The 13730-nt window shown below is 58.5% G+C and carries 13 protein-coding genes; 12 read left to right on the top strand and 1 reads right to left on the bottom strand.

The features are described from left to right. Window positions 1-34 precede the first annotated feature (34 nt). From ACL7TT_RS08990 to ACL7TT_RS08970, 5 genes are all read left to right on the top strand, one after another. Window positions 35-358 carry a YqcC family protein gene (locus tag ACL7TT_RS08990; protein WP_413394829.1) on the top strand — a complete coding sequence of 108 codons (324 nt, stop codon included), beginning with the start codon at window positions 35-37 and terminating at the stop codon, window positions 356-358. 290 nt (window positions 359-648) lie between these two features. Then, window positions 649-1326 (top strand): ATP-dependent zinc protease family protein, encoded by a 678-nt coding sequence (locus ACL7TT_RS08985; RefSeq protein WP_413394827.1) that lies wholly within the window; start codon window positions 649-651, stop codon window positions 1324-1326. Between the two features lie 54 nt (window positions 1327-1380). After that, the gene (locus tag ACL7TT_RS08980) at window positions 1381-2913 is read left to right on the top strand and encodes an inactive transglutaminase family protein (RefSeq protein ID WP_413394825.1); all 1533 of its coding nucleotides are present in this window, start codon (window positions 1381-1383) and stop codon (window positions 2911-2913) included. A 10-nt stretch (window positions 2914-2923) separates the two neighbouring features. Further along, entirely contained in the window at window positions 2924-3922 is a 999-nt protein-coding gene (locus tag ACL7TT_RS08975; protein WP_413394823.1) for an alpha-L-glutamate ligase-like protein, read from the top strand. Between the two features lie 663 nt (window positions 3923-4585). Next, window positions 4586-6577: an ATP-binding response regulator gene (locus tag ACL7TT_RS08970; RefSeq protein WP_413394821.1), complete on the top strand. Its 1992-nt coding sequence runs from the start codon at window positions 4586-4588 to the stop codon at window positions 6575-6577. Between the two features lie 96 nt (window positions 6578-6673). Here the strand turns inward: ACL7TT_RS08970 and ACL7TT_RS08965 are convergent, their stop codons facing one another. Beyond that, window positions 6674-7477: an inositol monophosphatase family protein gene (locus ACL7TT_RS08965; protein ID WP_299942948.1), complete on the bottom strand. Its 804-nt coding sequence runs from the start codon at window positions 7475-7477 to the stop codon at window positions 6674-6676. Between the two features lie 133 nt (window positions 7478-7610). Here ACL7TT_RS08965 and trmJ point away from each other — a divergent pair, with 133 nt between their 5' ends. From trmJ to hscA, 7 genes are all read left to right on the top strand, one after another. Continuing rightward, complete coding sequence (gene trmJ, locus ACL7TT_RS08960; RefSeq protein ID WP_413394820.1) at window positions 7611-8402, top strand: tRNA (cytosine(32)/uridine(32)-2'-O)-methyltransferase TrmJ; 792 nt, start codon at window positions 7611-7613, stop codon at window positions 8400-8402. Window positions 8403-8508: 106 nt separating this feature from the next. Then, complete coding sequence (gene iscR / locus ACL7TT_RS08955; RefSeq protein WP_299942952.1) at window positions 8509-8985, top strand: Fe-S cluster assembly transcriptional regulator IscR; 477 nt, start codon at window positions 8509-8511, stop codon at window positions 8983-8985. A 56-nt stretch (window positions 8986-9041) separates the two neighbouring features. Next, window positions 9042-10256 (top strand): IscS subfamily cysteine desulfurase, encoded by a 1215-nt coding sequence (locus ACL7TT_RS08950; protein ID WP_413394866.1) that lies wholly within the window; start codon window positions 9042-9044, stop codon window positions 10254-10256. A 27-nt stretch (window positions 10257-10283) separates the two neighbouring features. Next, window positions 10284-10706, top strand: coding sequence for a Fe-S cluster assembly scaffold IscU (iscU, locus tag ACL7TT_RS08945; protein ID WP_299942954.1), 423 nt, complete (start codon window positions 10284-10286; stop codon window positions 10704-10706). A 53-nt stretch (window positions 10707-10759) separates the two neighbouring features. After that, window positions 10760-11071 (top strand): iron-sulfur cluster assembly protein IscA, encoded by a 312-nt coding sequence (gene iscA / locus ACL7TT_RS08940; protein ID WP_459564490.1) that lies wholly within the window; start codon window positions 10760-10762, stop codon window positions 11069-11071. A 106-nt stretch (window positions 11072-11177) separates the two neighbouring features. Beyond that, entirely contained in the window at window positions 11178-11708 is a 531-nt protein-coding gene (gene hscB / locus ACL7TT_RS08935) for a Fe-S protein assembly co-chaperone HscB (protein WP_413394818.1), read from the top strand. A gap of 78 nt (window positions 11709-11786) precedes the next feature. Then, window positions 11787-13658: a Fe-S protein assembly chaperone HscA gene (hscA, locus tag ACL7TT_RS08930; RefSeq protein WP_413394816.1), complete on the top strand. Its 1872-nt coding sequence runs from the start codon at window positions 11787-11789 to the stop codon at window positions 13656-13658. Window positions 13659-13730: the final 72 nt, after the last annotated feature.

The raw sequence follows: 13730 nt of genomic DNA, 5'->3' as shown, positions 1-13730 counted from the left end.
ATTCCAACAGCGGTCGTTTGGAGGTGCAGGCTTAATGCAACCAATTTATTCCGACATTGCCAGTCAACTGTTGTTGTTGGAAACCGAGCTGCGCCGATTGGGCCAGTGGCAGGTGGAATCTCCTCCGGCCGAAGCGCTGACCAGTAGTGAGCCTTTCTGTGTGGATACGCTGACTTTGCCGCAATGGTTGCAGTTTGTCTTTTTGCCCCGGATGCAAGGGCTGGTCGAACAGGCAATGCCGTTGCCCCGGCAATGTGGTATCGCGCCTATCGCGGAGGAGTTCTTCCAGGGCAACAGCGATGCAGAGACCCTGGTGGCCATTCTGGATTCTATCGATCAGCGCCTGCAACGCGGCTGAGACCTTGTAGAAGCGGTGTCAAATCTACAGGTGCCGCTTTGACTGGCCCTGTATCTAAGTCTGTCGGTGCGTCTGTTCCGGTGTGGTGCGCAAAGATTCGGTGTGTGTCACATTGCGACCCCTGGGTTGATCGGCTTCAGGGACATCCCTGTTCACTGGCAGCGCTCATAGGCTAATATCGGCCTTTTGCCCGGCGCGGACACAACATTCCCCCGTACACCAAATCGGATAGTGCGGGCATACCGTCCGCTGAGTTGGAATGCCGACGGGGCTGGAGGTAATGGTTAGGTATGCAGAAATTTTTCCTTCTGTGGTTGATGTTGGCCCTCTCGTTGCTGGGGGGCTGTGAATCACTGATGTATCCAGGGCAGGAGCATCAGAGCGCTCCACCGGCACTATCGGTGCCTGAGATCGTGCCGTGTTCCGAGCCTGTGCCAGTGATGTGTATGGAGCCGGAAACCAGGGTTGTCGAAAAGATAATCGAACGAAGTGTTGAAAAAATAGTCGAAGTGCCCGTTGCCAGGGACAAGTTGGTGCTTGGCGCGGTGGAAAATGTCTCAATGGAACCCTCCGGCCTGGTTATTGAATCCATCGTCGATTCCGGTTCACCGACTTCCACTCTGCGTGCCAAGGCGCTGACCCGCTTCGAGCGCGACGGCCGAGACTGGATCAGAATCCAGCTGATCCCCCCGCAAGGGGATGGCGAAACGGAGCCCGGTAGCGTTGAGCTGCCCATCAAGCGCTTTATCCGTGCGATGCGTATTGGCTTTCCCAGTCAGCGACGACCAGTGGTGGAGATGCACCTGACGGTCGGAGATATCACCCACATGGTGGAGGTTAGCCTGACGGACGAGGGCGGCACGGATACTTTGATGCTGCTGGGACGCAATTTCCTCAAAGATGCCGCGGTTGTCGATGTGAGCCGGCGCTATGTCCAGGGTCAACCCCGAGTATCCGGGGGCAAGTAGGCCGGTTAGACAGTTAGGTTCCGATTGGAGCCGTAGAGTTACGGGGAATGGCGAATGTCGCCGCGGGTCCAGGTTTATCTTATTGCGGTATTGCTCGCGCTGATCGGCGCTGGTCTGACCGCCTACAAGCACTTTGAATTGGGTTTTCCACTATTGCCGGGAGAATACCGCACCGTCTGGACTATCGAGGCCAAAGTGGGTTTCGAGGCGGAAGGTGGCCCGGTCAAAGCCGCGCTGACGTTGCCGCGCGCGCAACGCAATATGGAAATACTCGGGGAAACTTTCAGTTCTTCGGGTTTCGGTTTTTATATTGCCCAGGAAAACGACGACTACCGGGCGCTCTGGTCCCGGCGCTCAGCGGAGGGAACCCAGTCCCTGTTTTACCAGCTCGATGTTTATCAGAGGCCCGGAGCCCCGTTAGCGCAGCCTCTGAATCTCAGCACGCAAGTGCAGAAGCCGTTTTTGGGTGCGCGCGAGCAGGAGGCGGTGCGCCTGGCGATTTATGCCCTGGTGGAGCAGGCCCGCGAACACTCATCCGATGTGGAATCCTTTACTACCCAGCTGTTGATTGAACTCAACAACGATGACAACCAGGATCGCAACCTGATTTTCCGCCATTATGCCGACAGTGCTCTGGTGGATGTGGCCCTGTTGATACTCGCCACTGCGGACATTCCGGCCCACCGAATCCGCGGCCTCTACCTGGAGGATGATCGCCGGCGTCTGGCGCCTGAGGATTTGCTCGAAGCGAATGACGGCAAGCACTGGATTGTCTTTGAGCCTACCACTGGCATGCCCGGTGTGCCGGAGAATTTTTTTATCTGGCAGCGCGGTGGCAAAAGCCTGCTGGACCTGGAGGGCGGACGCAATTCCCAGGTGACCTTTTCCGTTATTGCCAACGATGTACCCGCGCGGGATGTCTCCATGCGCAGCACCAGTCGGGACAGGGAAGCCTTGGTGGACTTTTCTATCTACAGCCTGCCTATCGAACAGCAGAGCATCTTCAAGCTGATCCTGCTGGTGCCGGTGGGCGCCCTGGTTGTGGTACTGCTGCGGGTGTTTGTCGGCTTGCGCACATCCGGTACTTTTATGCCGGTTTTGTTGGCGATAGCCTTTATTGAAACCCAGCTGCTGACGGGCCTTGCGATCTTTACCCTGATCCTGATCCTCGGGTTGTGGGTGCGGTTTTATCTCAGCCGACTCAACCTGCTATTGGTATCGAGGATCGCCGCCGTGGTGGTCACGGTGGTGATCATTATGGCCGTTATCAGTGTCATCAGTTACAAACTGGGTATTGAGCAGGCGCTGACGGTGACCTTCTTTCCGATGATTATCCTTGCCTGGACCATCGAGCGCATGTCTATCGTGTGGGAGGAGGACGGTCCCTACGAGGTGATTGTGCAAGCGGGCGGCAGCCTGCTGGTGGCGATTCTGGCCTGGTGGGTTATGACCAACCGCTATGTGGAACACTGGACCTTTAATTTCCCCGAGCTGCTGTTGTTACTCCTGGCTTTTATACTGGTTGTGGGCAACTACACCGGTTACCGGTTCAGTGAATTGATGCGTTTCCGGCCTTTGGTCAAGTAGGGAGGGTTGCTTGCCCCAATTCACTTTTAGACACCTGTTCAACAAGGTGCGCGGTGGTGTGATTTCTCCACTGGTCTTGCGCGATATGGGTATTCTCGGCATGAATGCGCGCAATATCCATTATATTGCGCGCTACAATGACCGCAGGAAATTTCCCACCGTGGACGATAAGCTCAATACCAAGCGCGCAGCCGGGCAGGCCGGTATTCCCGTGCCGGAATTGATCAAGGCTTTTGAAACGCCGGCCAGCCGCAAACGGGTGATGGCAGTGATTGAGCCCCTGTGGCAGTTTGTGGTCAAGCCGGCACGGGGCTCAGGCGGCAAAGGCATTCTGGTTATCGCCGGTCGCAATGGCGATAAATTCAGGAAAACCTCCGGTGTGGAAGTCGAGGTGCTGGATATACTGCGACATGTCAACAATATTCACAGCGGCCTCTACAGTCTCGGCGGCAAACCGGACCGGGTGATGGTAGAGGCCCTGGTGGATTTCGATCCCATTTTCCAGAATTATTCCTTTGAAGGTGTGCCGGATATCCGCGTGATTGTGTTTCGCGGCTTTCCCGTGATGGCCATGCTGCGTTGTTCCACCCACGCCTCGGACGGAAAAGCCAACCTGCACCAGGGCGCAGTAGGGGTGGGCATCGATCTGGCTACAGGCAAGAGCAGCCACGCGGTGCAGCGAGGCCTGCGTATTCATCGGCACCCGGATACAGATTTTCCTTTCGATCAACTCGAAGTGCCCGGTTGGCGTGATCTCTTGCACCTTGCAGCGAGCTGCTATGAGATGACCGGTCTCGGCTACCTGGGATGCGATATTGTGCTGGACCGCGAGCGCGGCCCGCTTTTGCTGGAAGCCAATGCCCGGCCGGGTTTGGCAATACAGGTGGCCAATGGCGTGGGCCTGCGCAGGCATTTGCGCTGTATCGAAGGTCTGGACTCAGAAATGCTCGGTAAGCGCGTCGAGCAGAGGGTGGACTTTTCCATGCGTACATTTGCCGCTGATCTTTGATTCAAAACTGTTCTTAGCGAGCAGACTTCGAGGTTGCGGGGGATTCTGAATTCGATCAGTATCCTGCGGTGCGGTTTTTCAGTGTAACGGGAGCCCTTGGGGTTGGCTGCACTATGATGATTCACCTGGCGATCAAACCGGTCTTCAGTGACCTGCTTGATTGCCTCCCTGGATATACCGACGTCACTGTCCAAAATGGCTTGCGCTATCGAAATTTTCACCGGCCTGTTGCGCATAGCCATGAATGCCCAACGCCACAGATCAGACCGGCACTCCCTGTTGGTAACTGCGTTGCGGTGGTGCCCCGGGCTCAGTGCAAACCGCGTAGGGTTACGGCCCGAAAAGATGGCACAAGGCTTGCATTTCTTTGATGGTGGGTACATGGCCCACATTCCGGGAAGACCTCTTGGGGCTGTGGCAAATCACAAATTCGGGTGACTTCCCTTTCTCTCATCAAAGCTGATTTTGGCCCCGCTTTGCGGGGCTTTTTTCCTCTTTTTTTTGAAATAAAGCATAATATTTTTAAATTCAGGGAAATTTTTGGAATATAAAGAGGTATTCTCTCTCCATAATTAGAGCGTTGATTCGCTGCTGGTTATAAGTGGTTAAATTCTATCAACGAGCGAATTTAAACAAATCGAGTTCCGTGTGTCAGAGTCACCAGTGCCAGATCAACCCCGCCCTCCATTTGTGTTAGCAACGCCGGATGAGCTGCATATGTTCGATGGCGGCCAGCTCGCGCAGCAGGCAACCTATTTGCAGGGCCTGTTGCTCGGTGCGCAGCAGGGTCTGTGGGAGTGGCATCCGAAAACCGGAGCCCTGCGCGCTCAGGGGGAAATCTGGTTGCTGTTTGCCGAGATTGAGGGGCAGGCGCTGGACAAACTGTGGACCGGTGCCGAGTTGCCCCTGGTATACACAGAAGAGCGCGACCGGGTTCGCGAGGTGCGCCAGCAGGCCGCCGGTAATGAGGGTTGTTTTGACATCATTTTTCGCGCCTATGAGAACGCAGGCCAGTTGCGTTGGCTGCGCTTTTTGGGGCGAACTGTCACTGTGGATGACTGTGCGGAAAGAGTTGTTTTTGGTTGTTGTGCCGATGTCAGTACGGTCGTATCCCGGCGCGCTCTGTACAGTCTGCCTGGTGAGCAGCCACTGCAGGCGCTTTCCGGGGTCGGTGACGGTTTGTGGGAATGGGATTTAGATGCGGATGAAATGATCCTGGATGATGCCTGCTGGGCAATTCTCGGCTATGAGACCAGTCCCATCCGGCGTATTGACCGCTCGGCTGCGGCGCAGTGGAAAGCCAGAATACTTTCCGAGGATTTCCCCAGGGTAGAGCAGGCCATGTCGGAGCATGTGCGTGGGCGATTTCCTCTGGATGTGGAATTCCGCCTATGGCGCTCCGACGGTAGCATTGCCTGGGTCCGGTGCCGCGGCAAGGTCCAACTGAATAACTGTGGCCAGCCGACGCGCGTGCTGGGGACACTTCAGGATGTGAGTGGCAGCCGTGAAACCCTATGCCGGGTAGAGCGGGAATTGCAGCAGCAGCGAGCGGAAAATGTGCGCCGCTCGGATCTTCTCTTCAGCCTGAGTCATGAGTTGCGCACGCCGCTCAATGCAATCCTCGGATACAGCCGAATGGTTGAGCTGGACGCAAGCCTTAATTCAGATCAGCGCCAGCGCCTGGGGGAAATCCGACGCGCCGGGCAGCACCTGTTGCATCTGGTCGGCGATGTGCTGGAGCTGGCCCGTATCGACAGCCGGCGACTCGGGCCATCGATGGAATCGATACGCCCCGCGGAGCTGGTGGCCGACTGTAAGCGCCTGCTCGAACCCCTGGCAGAGACCCGCCGCGTCAGCCTTATTTTTGAGCCTCTTGGCTGGGAATCCGCTTATATCTGTGCCGATCCGGTACGCTATAAGCAAGTGATACTGAACCTGGTCGGCAATGCGGTGAAGTACAACCGCGACAATGGGCGGGTCATCATCAGTTTTGCCCCCCAGGCCGAGGGCTGGTTGCGCCTTAGCATTCTCGATACCGGGAAAGGCATCCCGCCGGAGCGGCGCGATGAGGTATTTGAACCGTTTAACCGGCTGGGGGAAGAGAAGGGACATATAGAGGGCACCGGAGTGGGCCTGGCAATCGCCAAGCGCCTGACTGAGGCCATGGGCGGGCGGATCGATTTCGACAGCCAGGAGGGGCAGGGTTCCGTTTTCTGGATTGAATTTCCCATGATCGATGCCCCGGATACCCTGATGTCTCTCCCGGCTCAGCCGGAGATACCACGACAGCTGCCGGCTGGCCGGTTATTACTGGTGGACAACCGGCCAGAAGCGGCAAGCCGGCTGAAAGAAATGCTGAAGGAGGCCCCGCAAATCCAGTGCCTGGTCGCCACAGATGGGGTTGAAGCCATCTTTATGGCGCGTACCCTCAATCCCGACGTGTTGCTGTTTCACACTGCGGTGCCGGGTATGTCCGCTGCCGATCTGGTGCGGATTCTGGAAGAGGATATTTCGACCAGGGCAACTTGCTTTGTGCTGGTAGGAAGCGATCTATCCGGGGGTAGCCATCCAACCCTGCCGGAGCAGTTTGACTTTGTACAGTTATCCAAGGTGCTGGCGAACAGATTGGTGAGGTCGGGGCAGCCTGTTGTATAGGCATGTGTCCCGGCCCCAGAGGGAGTGACTGAGAGAGCAGAGCGCCCTGCCGAAGGTCAACCCGGTGATTTTCCGGGCCGGCCTGGCACAATTGGATCAGCGCACACCGCCCAGGTGTCTGCCCACGATTTGCACCAGGGGCTTGAACACTTTGGGTGTGGCGCAGACCAGATGGCCGGAATCCAGGTAATCCTCACCGCCGCGGAAATCACTGATCAGGCCACCAGCCTCTTTTACCAGCAGGGAGCCCGCGGCGATATCCCAGGTGTTCAGATACATTTCCCAAAAGCCGTCAAAGCGGCCGGCCGCCACATAGGCGAGGTCCAGTGCGGCCGCGCCCGGGCGGCGGATGCCGGCGGTCTGTCCGGCAATTTCTTTCAGTGCGGACAAGTAGGCGTCGATACTGTCCAGGGCCGGGCCGTTGAAGGGCAGACCGGTGCCGATCAGCGCACCGCGCATACCCTGGCGCGGGGATACGCGAATACGACGCCCGTTCAGGGCAGCGCCGCGACCGCGGCTCGCGGTGAATTCCTCGCGCTTGATGGGGTCCAGCACCACCGCGTGCTCGATGCGGCCCCGGTAGCGGCAGGCAATGGAGACGGCAAACTGAGGGACGCTGTGAATAAAGTTGGTGGTGCCGTCGAGAGGGTCGATAATCCACTCGTAATCGGGCTCGGCGCCCTCCAGCAAGCCGCTCTCTTCGGCGCGGATGCTGTGCTTGGGGTAAGCCTTGCGCAGGTGGTAGATAATCTCCTGCTCACTGGCCCTGTCCACGTCGGTGACGAAATCATTGCGCGTCTTCTCTTCGAATTGCATCAGGTCGCCGCGCTCCCAGGCCCGTTCAATCAGTTCTCCGGCCTTGCGCGCCGCGCGCAGGGCAATATTTAGCATGGGTTCCATAACGATTCCGCACCGAGTGGTTGAAGGGTTAAAAAGCGGGCCGCAGGTTGACCGCGGCGGACGGGATTGTAGGGATTCCCGTCCGCTTTTGCTACACTCGCGCGCCCATCACACCGAGTCAATACGTTCAATCATGGCCAAGCTCCCCCGAGACACCACGCCGCTCCAGGCACTCGATAATGTGCGCACAGTATTAGTGAACAGCGCACACCCTGGCAATATCGGCGGCGCCGCGCGCGCGCTGAAGAACATGGGCTTGAGCCGGCTCTATCTGGTCGCGCCACGCGAGTTTCCGGCAGCCAACGCCGTGTGGCGTGCAGCCGGGGCGGCAGAGATGCTCGACAGTGCCGTGGTGGTGGACACGCTTGAGGAGGCGGTGGCGGATTGTGGCCTGGTGGTCGCCACCAGTGCCCGCGAGCGGCGCATCCCCTGGCCCCTGTTGACCCCGCGCCAGTGTGGCGCGCGCGCGATAGCGGAGGCGGCGAGCCATCCTGTGGCGCTGGTGTTCGGTCGCGAGGACCGGGGTCTGACCAATGAGGAACTACAGGCCTGCAATTTCCATGTACATATCCCGGCCAATCCGCATTACAGCTCTTTGAACCTGGCCACTGCGGTGCAGGTGCTGGCCTATGAGGTACGTATCGCTGCGCTGGAAGCGGAGCGGGGGGGCGCGCTGTGCTATGCGGACTGGGACCGCCCGCCGGCCAGAGCCAGCGATATGGCACTGTATTTCGAGTATCTGCAGCAGTCTCTGGGCGAGTTGGGCTTTATCGATCCTGATAACCCCCGTCAGACCATGACCCGTTTGCGTAGACTGTTCAGCCGCGTACGCCCGGACGATATGGAGCTGGGCATCCTGCGCGGTATGTTGACTGCCATCCAGAACCACATCCACCGCAGCGGTGGAAAGGGGCGGCCCGACTAGGTCAATACCCGAGTTGAGCCGGGGGTTATATACTTGACCAGAGTGCTGGGTTATTACATACTCTCGCCCCGACCGGTAAAGAGCTTCACCTCAGTTGGGAGCTGATATGCGTTTGACTACCAAAGGCCGCTATGCGGTCACCGCCATGCTGGATCTGGCCTTGCACGCCGAGCGTGGGCCGATCAGCCTGGCGGATATCTCCAAGCGCCAGGGTATTTCCCTCTCTTATCTGGAACAGTTGTTTTCCCGCCTGCGCCAATCCGGACTGGTCTCCAGCGTGCGTGGGCCCGGTGGTGGTTACCGCCTGGCTCGTGGTGGTGAAGAGATTTTTGTGGCGCAGATTATCGATGCAGTGAACGAATCCGTAGACGCTACCAGTTGTGGTGGCAATGCGGACTGCGCCAATGGGGAGCAGTGCCTGACCCATTACCTATGGTCGGATTTAAGCGAACAGATACACGGCTTCCTGAGCGGCATCAGCCTGGCGAACCTGGTATCCCGTGCAGAGGTGCAGGAAGTGGCGCGTCGCCAGGACATGCGTGAAGCACCGGAAGAGCGCATTGCCGTACTCGGCGGGCTGTAAGCGCCCGGCAAGCCGGGGCGGATATAAGAGATTTATTGAGCGGAAACGGTATGACTATGAAGCTTCCCATCTATCTGGATTATGCGGCTACCTGTCCGGTGGACCCGCGCGTCGCCGCTAAAATGGCACAGCAGCTGACGATGGAAGGCAACTTCGGCAATCCGGCCACCCGCTCCCACCTGTACGGTTGGAAGGCGGAGGAGGCGGTGGAAGATGCCCGTCGCCAGGTGGCGGAGCTGATCAATGCCGACCCGCGCGAGATTGTCTGGACCAGTGGTGCCACAGAGTCAGACAATCTGGCCATTAAAGGTGCGGCCCACTTCTACCAGGGCCGAGGCAAGCACATCATCACCTCCAAGATCGAGCACAAGGCGGTTCTGGATACCTGTCGCCAGCTGGAGCGTGAAGGCTTTGAGGTGACCTACCTGAACCCGCGCGAGGACGGTATCGTCGACCCGGAACTGGTAGAGAAAACGTTGCGTGAGGACACTATTCTGGTGAGCCTGATGCACGTCAATAATGAAATCGGCGTGATTAACGATATTGCCGCAATCGGCGAACTGTGCCGCTCGCGCAAGGTGATTTTTCATGTGGATGCCGCGCAGAGTGCCGGCAAGTTGCCCATCGACCTGCAGGAAATGAAGGTCGATCTGATGTCTTTCTCTGCTCACAAGATCTACGGTCCCAAGGGGATTGGCGCCCTGTATGTGCGCCGCAAACCCCGTGTGCGCCTGGAAGCGCAGATACACGGCGGTGGTCATGAGCGCGGTATGCGCTCCGGTACTTTACCCACACACCAGATTGTCGGTATGGGAGAGGCTTTCCGCATTGCCAAGGCGGAAATGGCGCAAGAGAGTGCGCGCCTGATGGCCCTGCGCAACCGCTTTTGGGACCAGATCAAGGATATGGAGGAAGTCCATATCAACGGTTCTGCCGGACAGCGCGTGCCGGGCAACCTGAATGTCAGTTTCGCGTTTGTGGAGGGGGAGAGCCTGATCATGTCTTTGCGTGACCTGGCGATCTCTTCAGGTTCCGCTTGTACCTCCGCCAGCCTGGAACCCAGTTATGTACTGCGGGCACTGGGTGTTAATGATGAAATGGCGCACAGTTCACTGCGTTTCAGCTTCGGCCGTTTTACCAGCCAGCAGGATGTGGACACCGCCGTCGCAGAAGTGCGCAGGGCGGTAGAGAAGCTGCGTGAATTGTCCCCTTTATGGGATATGTACAAAGATGGTGTAGACCTGAATACGATTGAATGGGCCGCCCACTAAGCGTGTGCAAGAGTTAGGAGAATAGTCATGGCCTATAGCGATAAAGTAATTGATCACTACGAACACCCCCGCAATGTCGGCCGCCTGGATGATAAGGCGGACAATGTGGGCACCGGTATGGTGGGCGCGCCCGCCTGTGGGGATGTAATGCGCTTGCAGATCCGGGTGAGTGATGCGGGTGTTATCGAAGATGCCAAATTCAAGACTTATGGCTGTGGTTCCGCCATCGCTTCCAGTTCCCTGCTCACCGAATGGGTGAAGGGCAAAACCATTGACGAGGCGGAGCGGATCAAGAATACCGCCATCGCCGAGGAGCTGGCTCTGCCGCCGGTGAAAATCCACTGCTCGGTACTGGCGGAGGATGCGATCAAGGCTGCCGTACGCGATATCCGCGAGAAACGCGACGGGGCAGCTGAGGCGGGCGACGCAGAGGAATCCGCGGCAGGTTAAGGCATGCGGGCCTGGTGCCCAACAGCAGTAAAGGTATTGTTTTGGCTATTACCATGACCGAGTCCGCTCGGACGCATATCCAGAGTCAGTTGACCAAGCGCGGCCAAGGTATCGGTATTCGGGTGGGTGTAAAAACCGCCGGGTGCTCCGGTCTCGCCTATGTACTGGAATTTGTCGACTCGGCGGAAGCCGAAGATGTGGTGTTTGATCAGGATGGCATCCTGCTGGTGGTGGACCCCAAAAGCCTAATCTACCTGGATGGTACCCAGATGGATTTCGTGAAGGAAGGGCTGAACGAGGGCTTTACCTTTTCCAATCCCAATGTCAAAAACGCGTGCGGCTGCGGCGAGAGCTTCCATGTCTGATGTGTGCTCGCCAAAGCGAGGCCGGGTGCATTGTGCACGCCGGCCTTTTTATTTACCCCACAAGCACAGCCCGATGTTAATCCCCGGTGTTGGCAGGTAACCTGAGATGGCAGCCAACCTCACCCATTTCGAGATATTCGGGCTGGAGCCCGTGTTTGAACTCGATCGCAGTGCTCTGGCGGTGCGCTATCGCGCATTACAGCGGGAATTCCACCCGGACAAATACGCTTCCAAATCCGAGCGCGAACAGCTGTTGGCGGTTCAAATGGCTGCCCAGATCAATGAGGCCCATACGGTATTGCGAGAACCGGTGCAGCGCGCTGCTTACCTGCTGGAATTGGCGGGTGTGGAAGTGCCGCCGGAGCAGACCACGGACGATGCACAATTTTTGATGCAGCAGATGCGACTGCGCGAAAGACTCGAGGAAGTGCGCGAGCAGCCGGACCCCGCTGCCGCCCTTGAGGTGCTTGCCGATGAGGCCCGTGGACTCTATCGGGAAGAGCAGGCGCGTTTTGCCGAGGTGTTTGCCGCGGACAATCTGGCCGATGCCAAAGATTCTCTGCTCAAACTGCAGTTTCTGGTGAAATTGCAGGCGCAGGTGGAAATACAGGAGGCAGACCTGTTTGACGATGATTGAGCAAACCCGCAGAAAGCCCCGGGGTTTGGCACAGGTTGTGCCGTCATAACGCCCTCCTGAGGACAGAAGAGACAACTAATGGCACTACTGCAGATTTCCGAGCCGGGGCAGAGCCCCGAACCCCATCAGCGCAAGTATGCTGTGGGAATCGACCTGGGCACCACCAACTCGCTGGTGGCCACGGTGCGTGATGGCTCGGCAGAGGCCATCGCCGTTGAGGGGGATAGCGTGATACTGTCCTCGGCGGTCCATTATGGCAAAGACACGGTCACCGTCGGCGCCGAGGCGCGGGCCCGCGCTGTACAGGATCCCTACAATACCATTCTGTCGATCAAACGCCTGATGGGACGTGGTGTTGACGATATCCGGCGTTTCGGCGACCAGCTGCCCTATCATTTTGCCGGAAGTGATGGCGGTATGCCCGCCATCGAAACCGCTGCCGGTCCGGTGAACCCGGTACAGGTTTCCGCAGAAATTCTCAAGACATTGGCACGGCGCGGCCGCGAGGCACTCTGCGGTGGAGAGGGTGGCGGTTTGGATGGCGCGGTCATCACCGTACCCGCGTACTTCGATGACGCCCAGCGCCAGGCCACCAAGGATGCGGCCAAACTGGCCGGGCTCAAGGTATTGCGCCTGCTCAACGAGCCCACTGCCGCCGCTGTGGCCTATGGCCTGGACCAGGGCGAGGAAGGCGTGATCGCGGTCTACGATCTGGGCGGCGGCACTTTTGATATTTCCATCCTGCGCCTGTCCCGGGGTGTCTTTGAAGTACTGTCCACCGGCGGTGACACCGCCCTGGGCGGTGATGATTTTGATCGCTGCATTGCCACCTGGCTCGCCGCACAGGCGGGCCTGGGTGCCGACCTGGATGCCGTCACCCAGCGCAGGCTGCTGGACTGTGCCTGCCACGCCAAAGAGTCTCTGGCCAGTAACGAGCGGGTAGCACTACGGTACGGGGACTGGCAGGGTGTATTGGATCGAGTCACTCTGGCAGAGCTGCTGGACCCACTGATCGACAAGACTCTGCGTGCCTGTAAGCGGGCTTTGCGCGATGCCAATATCGGTGTGGATGCCGTGCAGGAAGTGGTGTTGGTAGGTGGTTCAACCCGTACCCTGCGGGTGCGCGAGCGCGTAGCGCAGTACTTTGATCGCCCCCCGCATGCGGCGCTTGATCCGGACCAGGTGGTTGCCATTGGCGCGGCACTGCAGGCGGATGTACTGGTGGGCAATAAATCCAGCGAAGCGCTGTTGTTGCTGGATGTTATCCCCCTGTCCCTGGGTATCGAGACCATGGGCGGGCTCACCGAGAAGCTGATTACACGCAATACCACCATCCCGGTCTCCAAGGCCCAGGAGTTCACCACCTTCAAGGATGGCCAGACCGCCATGGCCATCCATGTGGTGCAGGGCGAGCGTGAGTTGGTCAGCCACTGCCGTTCGCTGGCGCGTTTCGAATTGCGGGGTATTCCCCCCATGGTTGCGGGCGCCGCCCATATACGGGTGACCTTTCAGGTGGATGCGGATGGCCTGCTATCGGTTACCGCCGTGGAAAAAAGCAGCGGTGTCAGCGCGGATATTACCGTTAAACCGTCCTACGGCCTGGAGGACAAGGTCATCGCGCGTATGCTGCAGGAGTCCTACACCCACGCCGCTGAGGATATTGCCCTGCGCGCTCTGCGCGAGGCCCAGGTAGAAGCGGAACGCACCCTGGAAAGCCTGCTGGCCGCCCTGCGGGAAAATGGTGCCCAGCTGCTGGAAGAGCGCGAGCTCAACCAGCTCGAACGGGCCATGGAAGCTTTGCGCCTGGCCCATAACGGTGCCGATGCGACAGAGATTCGCCGGCGTATGGAAACCCTGAATACGCTGTCGGAGCCTTTCGCTGCTCGGCGTATGGATGCCTCAATCAAGCGCGCCATGCAGGGCCATAGGCTGGACGAATTTGATCAATAAGCCGCTGAGTGCAGCCAGCGCTCCCCGCAGCTGCCAAGTCCACTTGGTTTTGCCGGATTGCGGCCTCAGAGA

The organism is Microbulbifer jejuensis, assembly GCF_047289955.1.
GTDB lineage: Bacteria > Pseudomonadota > Gammaproteobacteria > Pseudomonadales > Cellvibrionaceae > Microbulbifer.
This window is presented reverse-complemented; position numbering and strand designations above follow the sequence as displayed.

Coding starts and splice junctions, on each gene's coding strand:
- ACL7TT_RS08950 (WP_413394866.1), top strand. CDS start 9,042: ATGAAGCTTCCCATCTATCTGGATTATGCGGCTACCTGTCCGGTGGAC.
- hscA (WP_413394816.1), top strand. CDS start 11,787: ATGGCACTACTGCAGATTTCCGAGCCGGGGCAGAGCCCCGAACCCCAT.
- ACL7TT_RS08965 (WP_299942948.1), bottom strand. CDS start 7,477: ATGGAACCCATGCTAAATATTGCCCTGCGCGCGGCGCGCAAGGCCGGA.
- hscB (WP_413394818.1), top strand. CDS start 11,178: ATGGCAGCCAACCTCACCCATTTCGAGATATTCGGGCTGGAGCCCGTG.
- iscR (WP_299942952.1), top strand. CDS start 8,509: ATGCGTTTGACTACCAAAGGCCGCTATGCGGTCACCGCCATGCTGGAT.
- iscU (WP_299942954.1), top strand. CDS start 10,284: ATGGCCTATAGCGATAAAGTAATTGATCACTACGAACACCCCCGCAAT.
- ACL7TT_RS08990 (WP_413394829.1), top strand. CDS start 35: ATGCAACCAATTTATTCCGACATTGCCAGTCAACTGTTGTTGTTGGAA.
- ACL7TT_RS08980 (WP_413394825.1), top strand. CDS start 1,381: ATGTCGCCGCGGGTCCAGGTTTATCTTATTGCGGTATTGCTCGCGCTG.
- iscA (WP_459564490.1), top strand. CDS start 10,760: ATGACCGAGTCCGCTCGGACGCATATCCAGAGTCAGTTGACCAAGCGC.
- ACL7TT_RS08985 (WP_413394827.1), top strand. CDS start 649: ATGCAGAAATTTTTCCTTCTGTGGTTGATGTTGGCCCTCTCGTTGCTG.
- trmJ (WP_413394820.1), top strand. CDS start 7,611: ATGGCCAAGCTCCCCCGAGACACCACGCCGCTCCAGGCACTCGATAAT.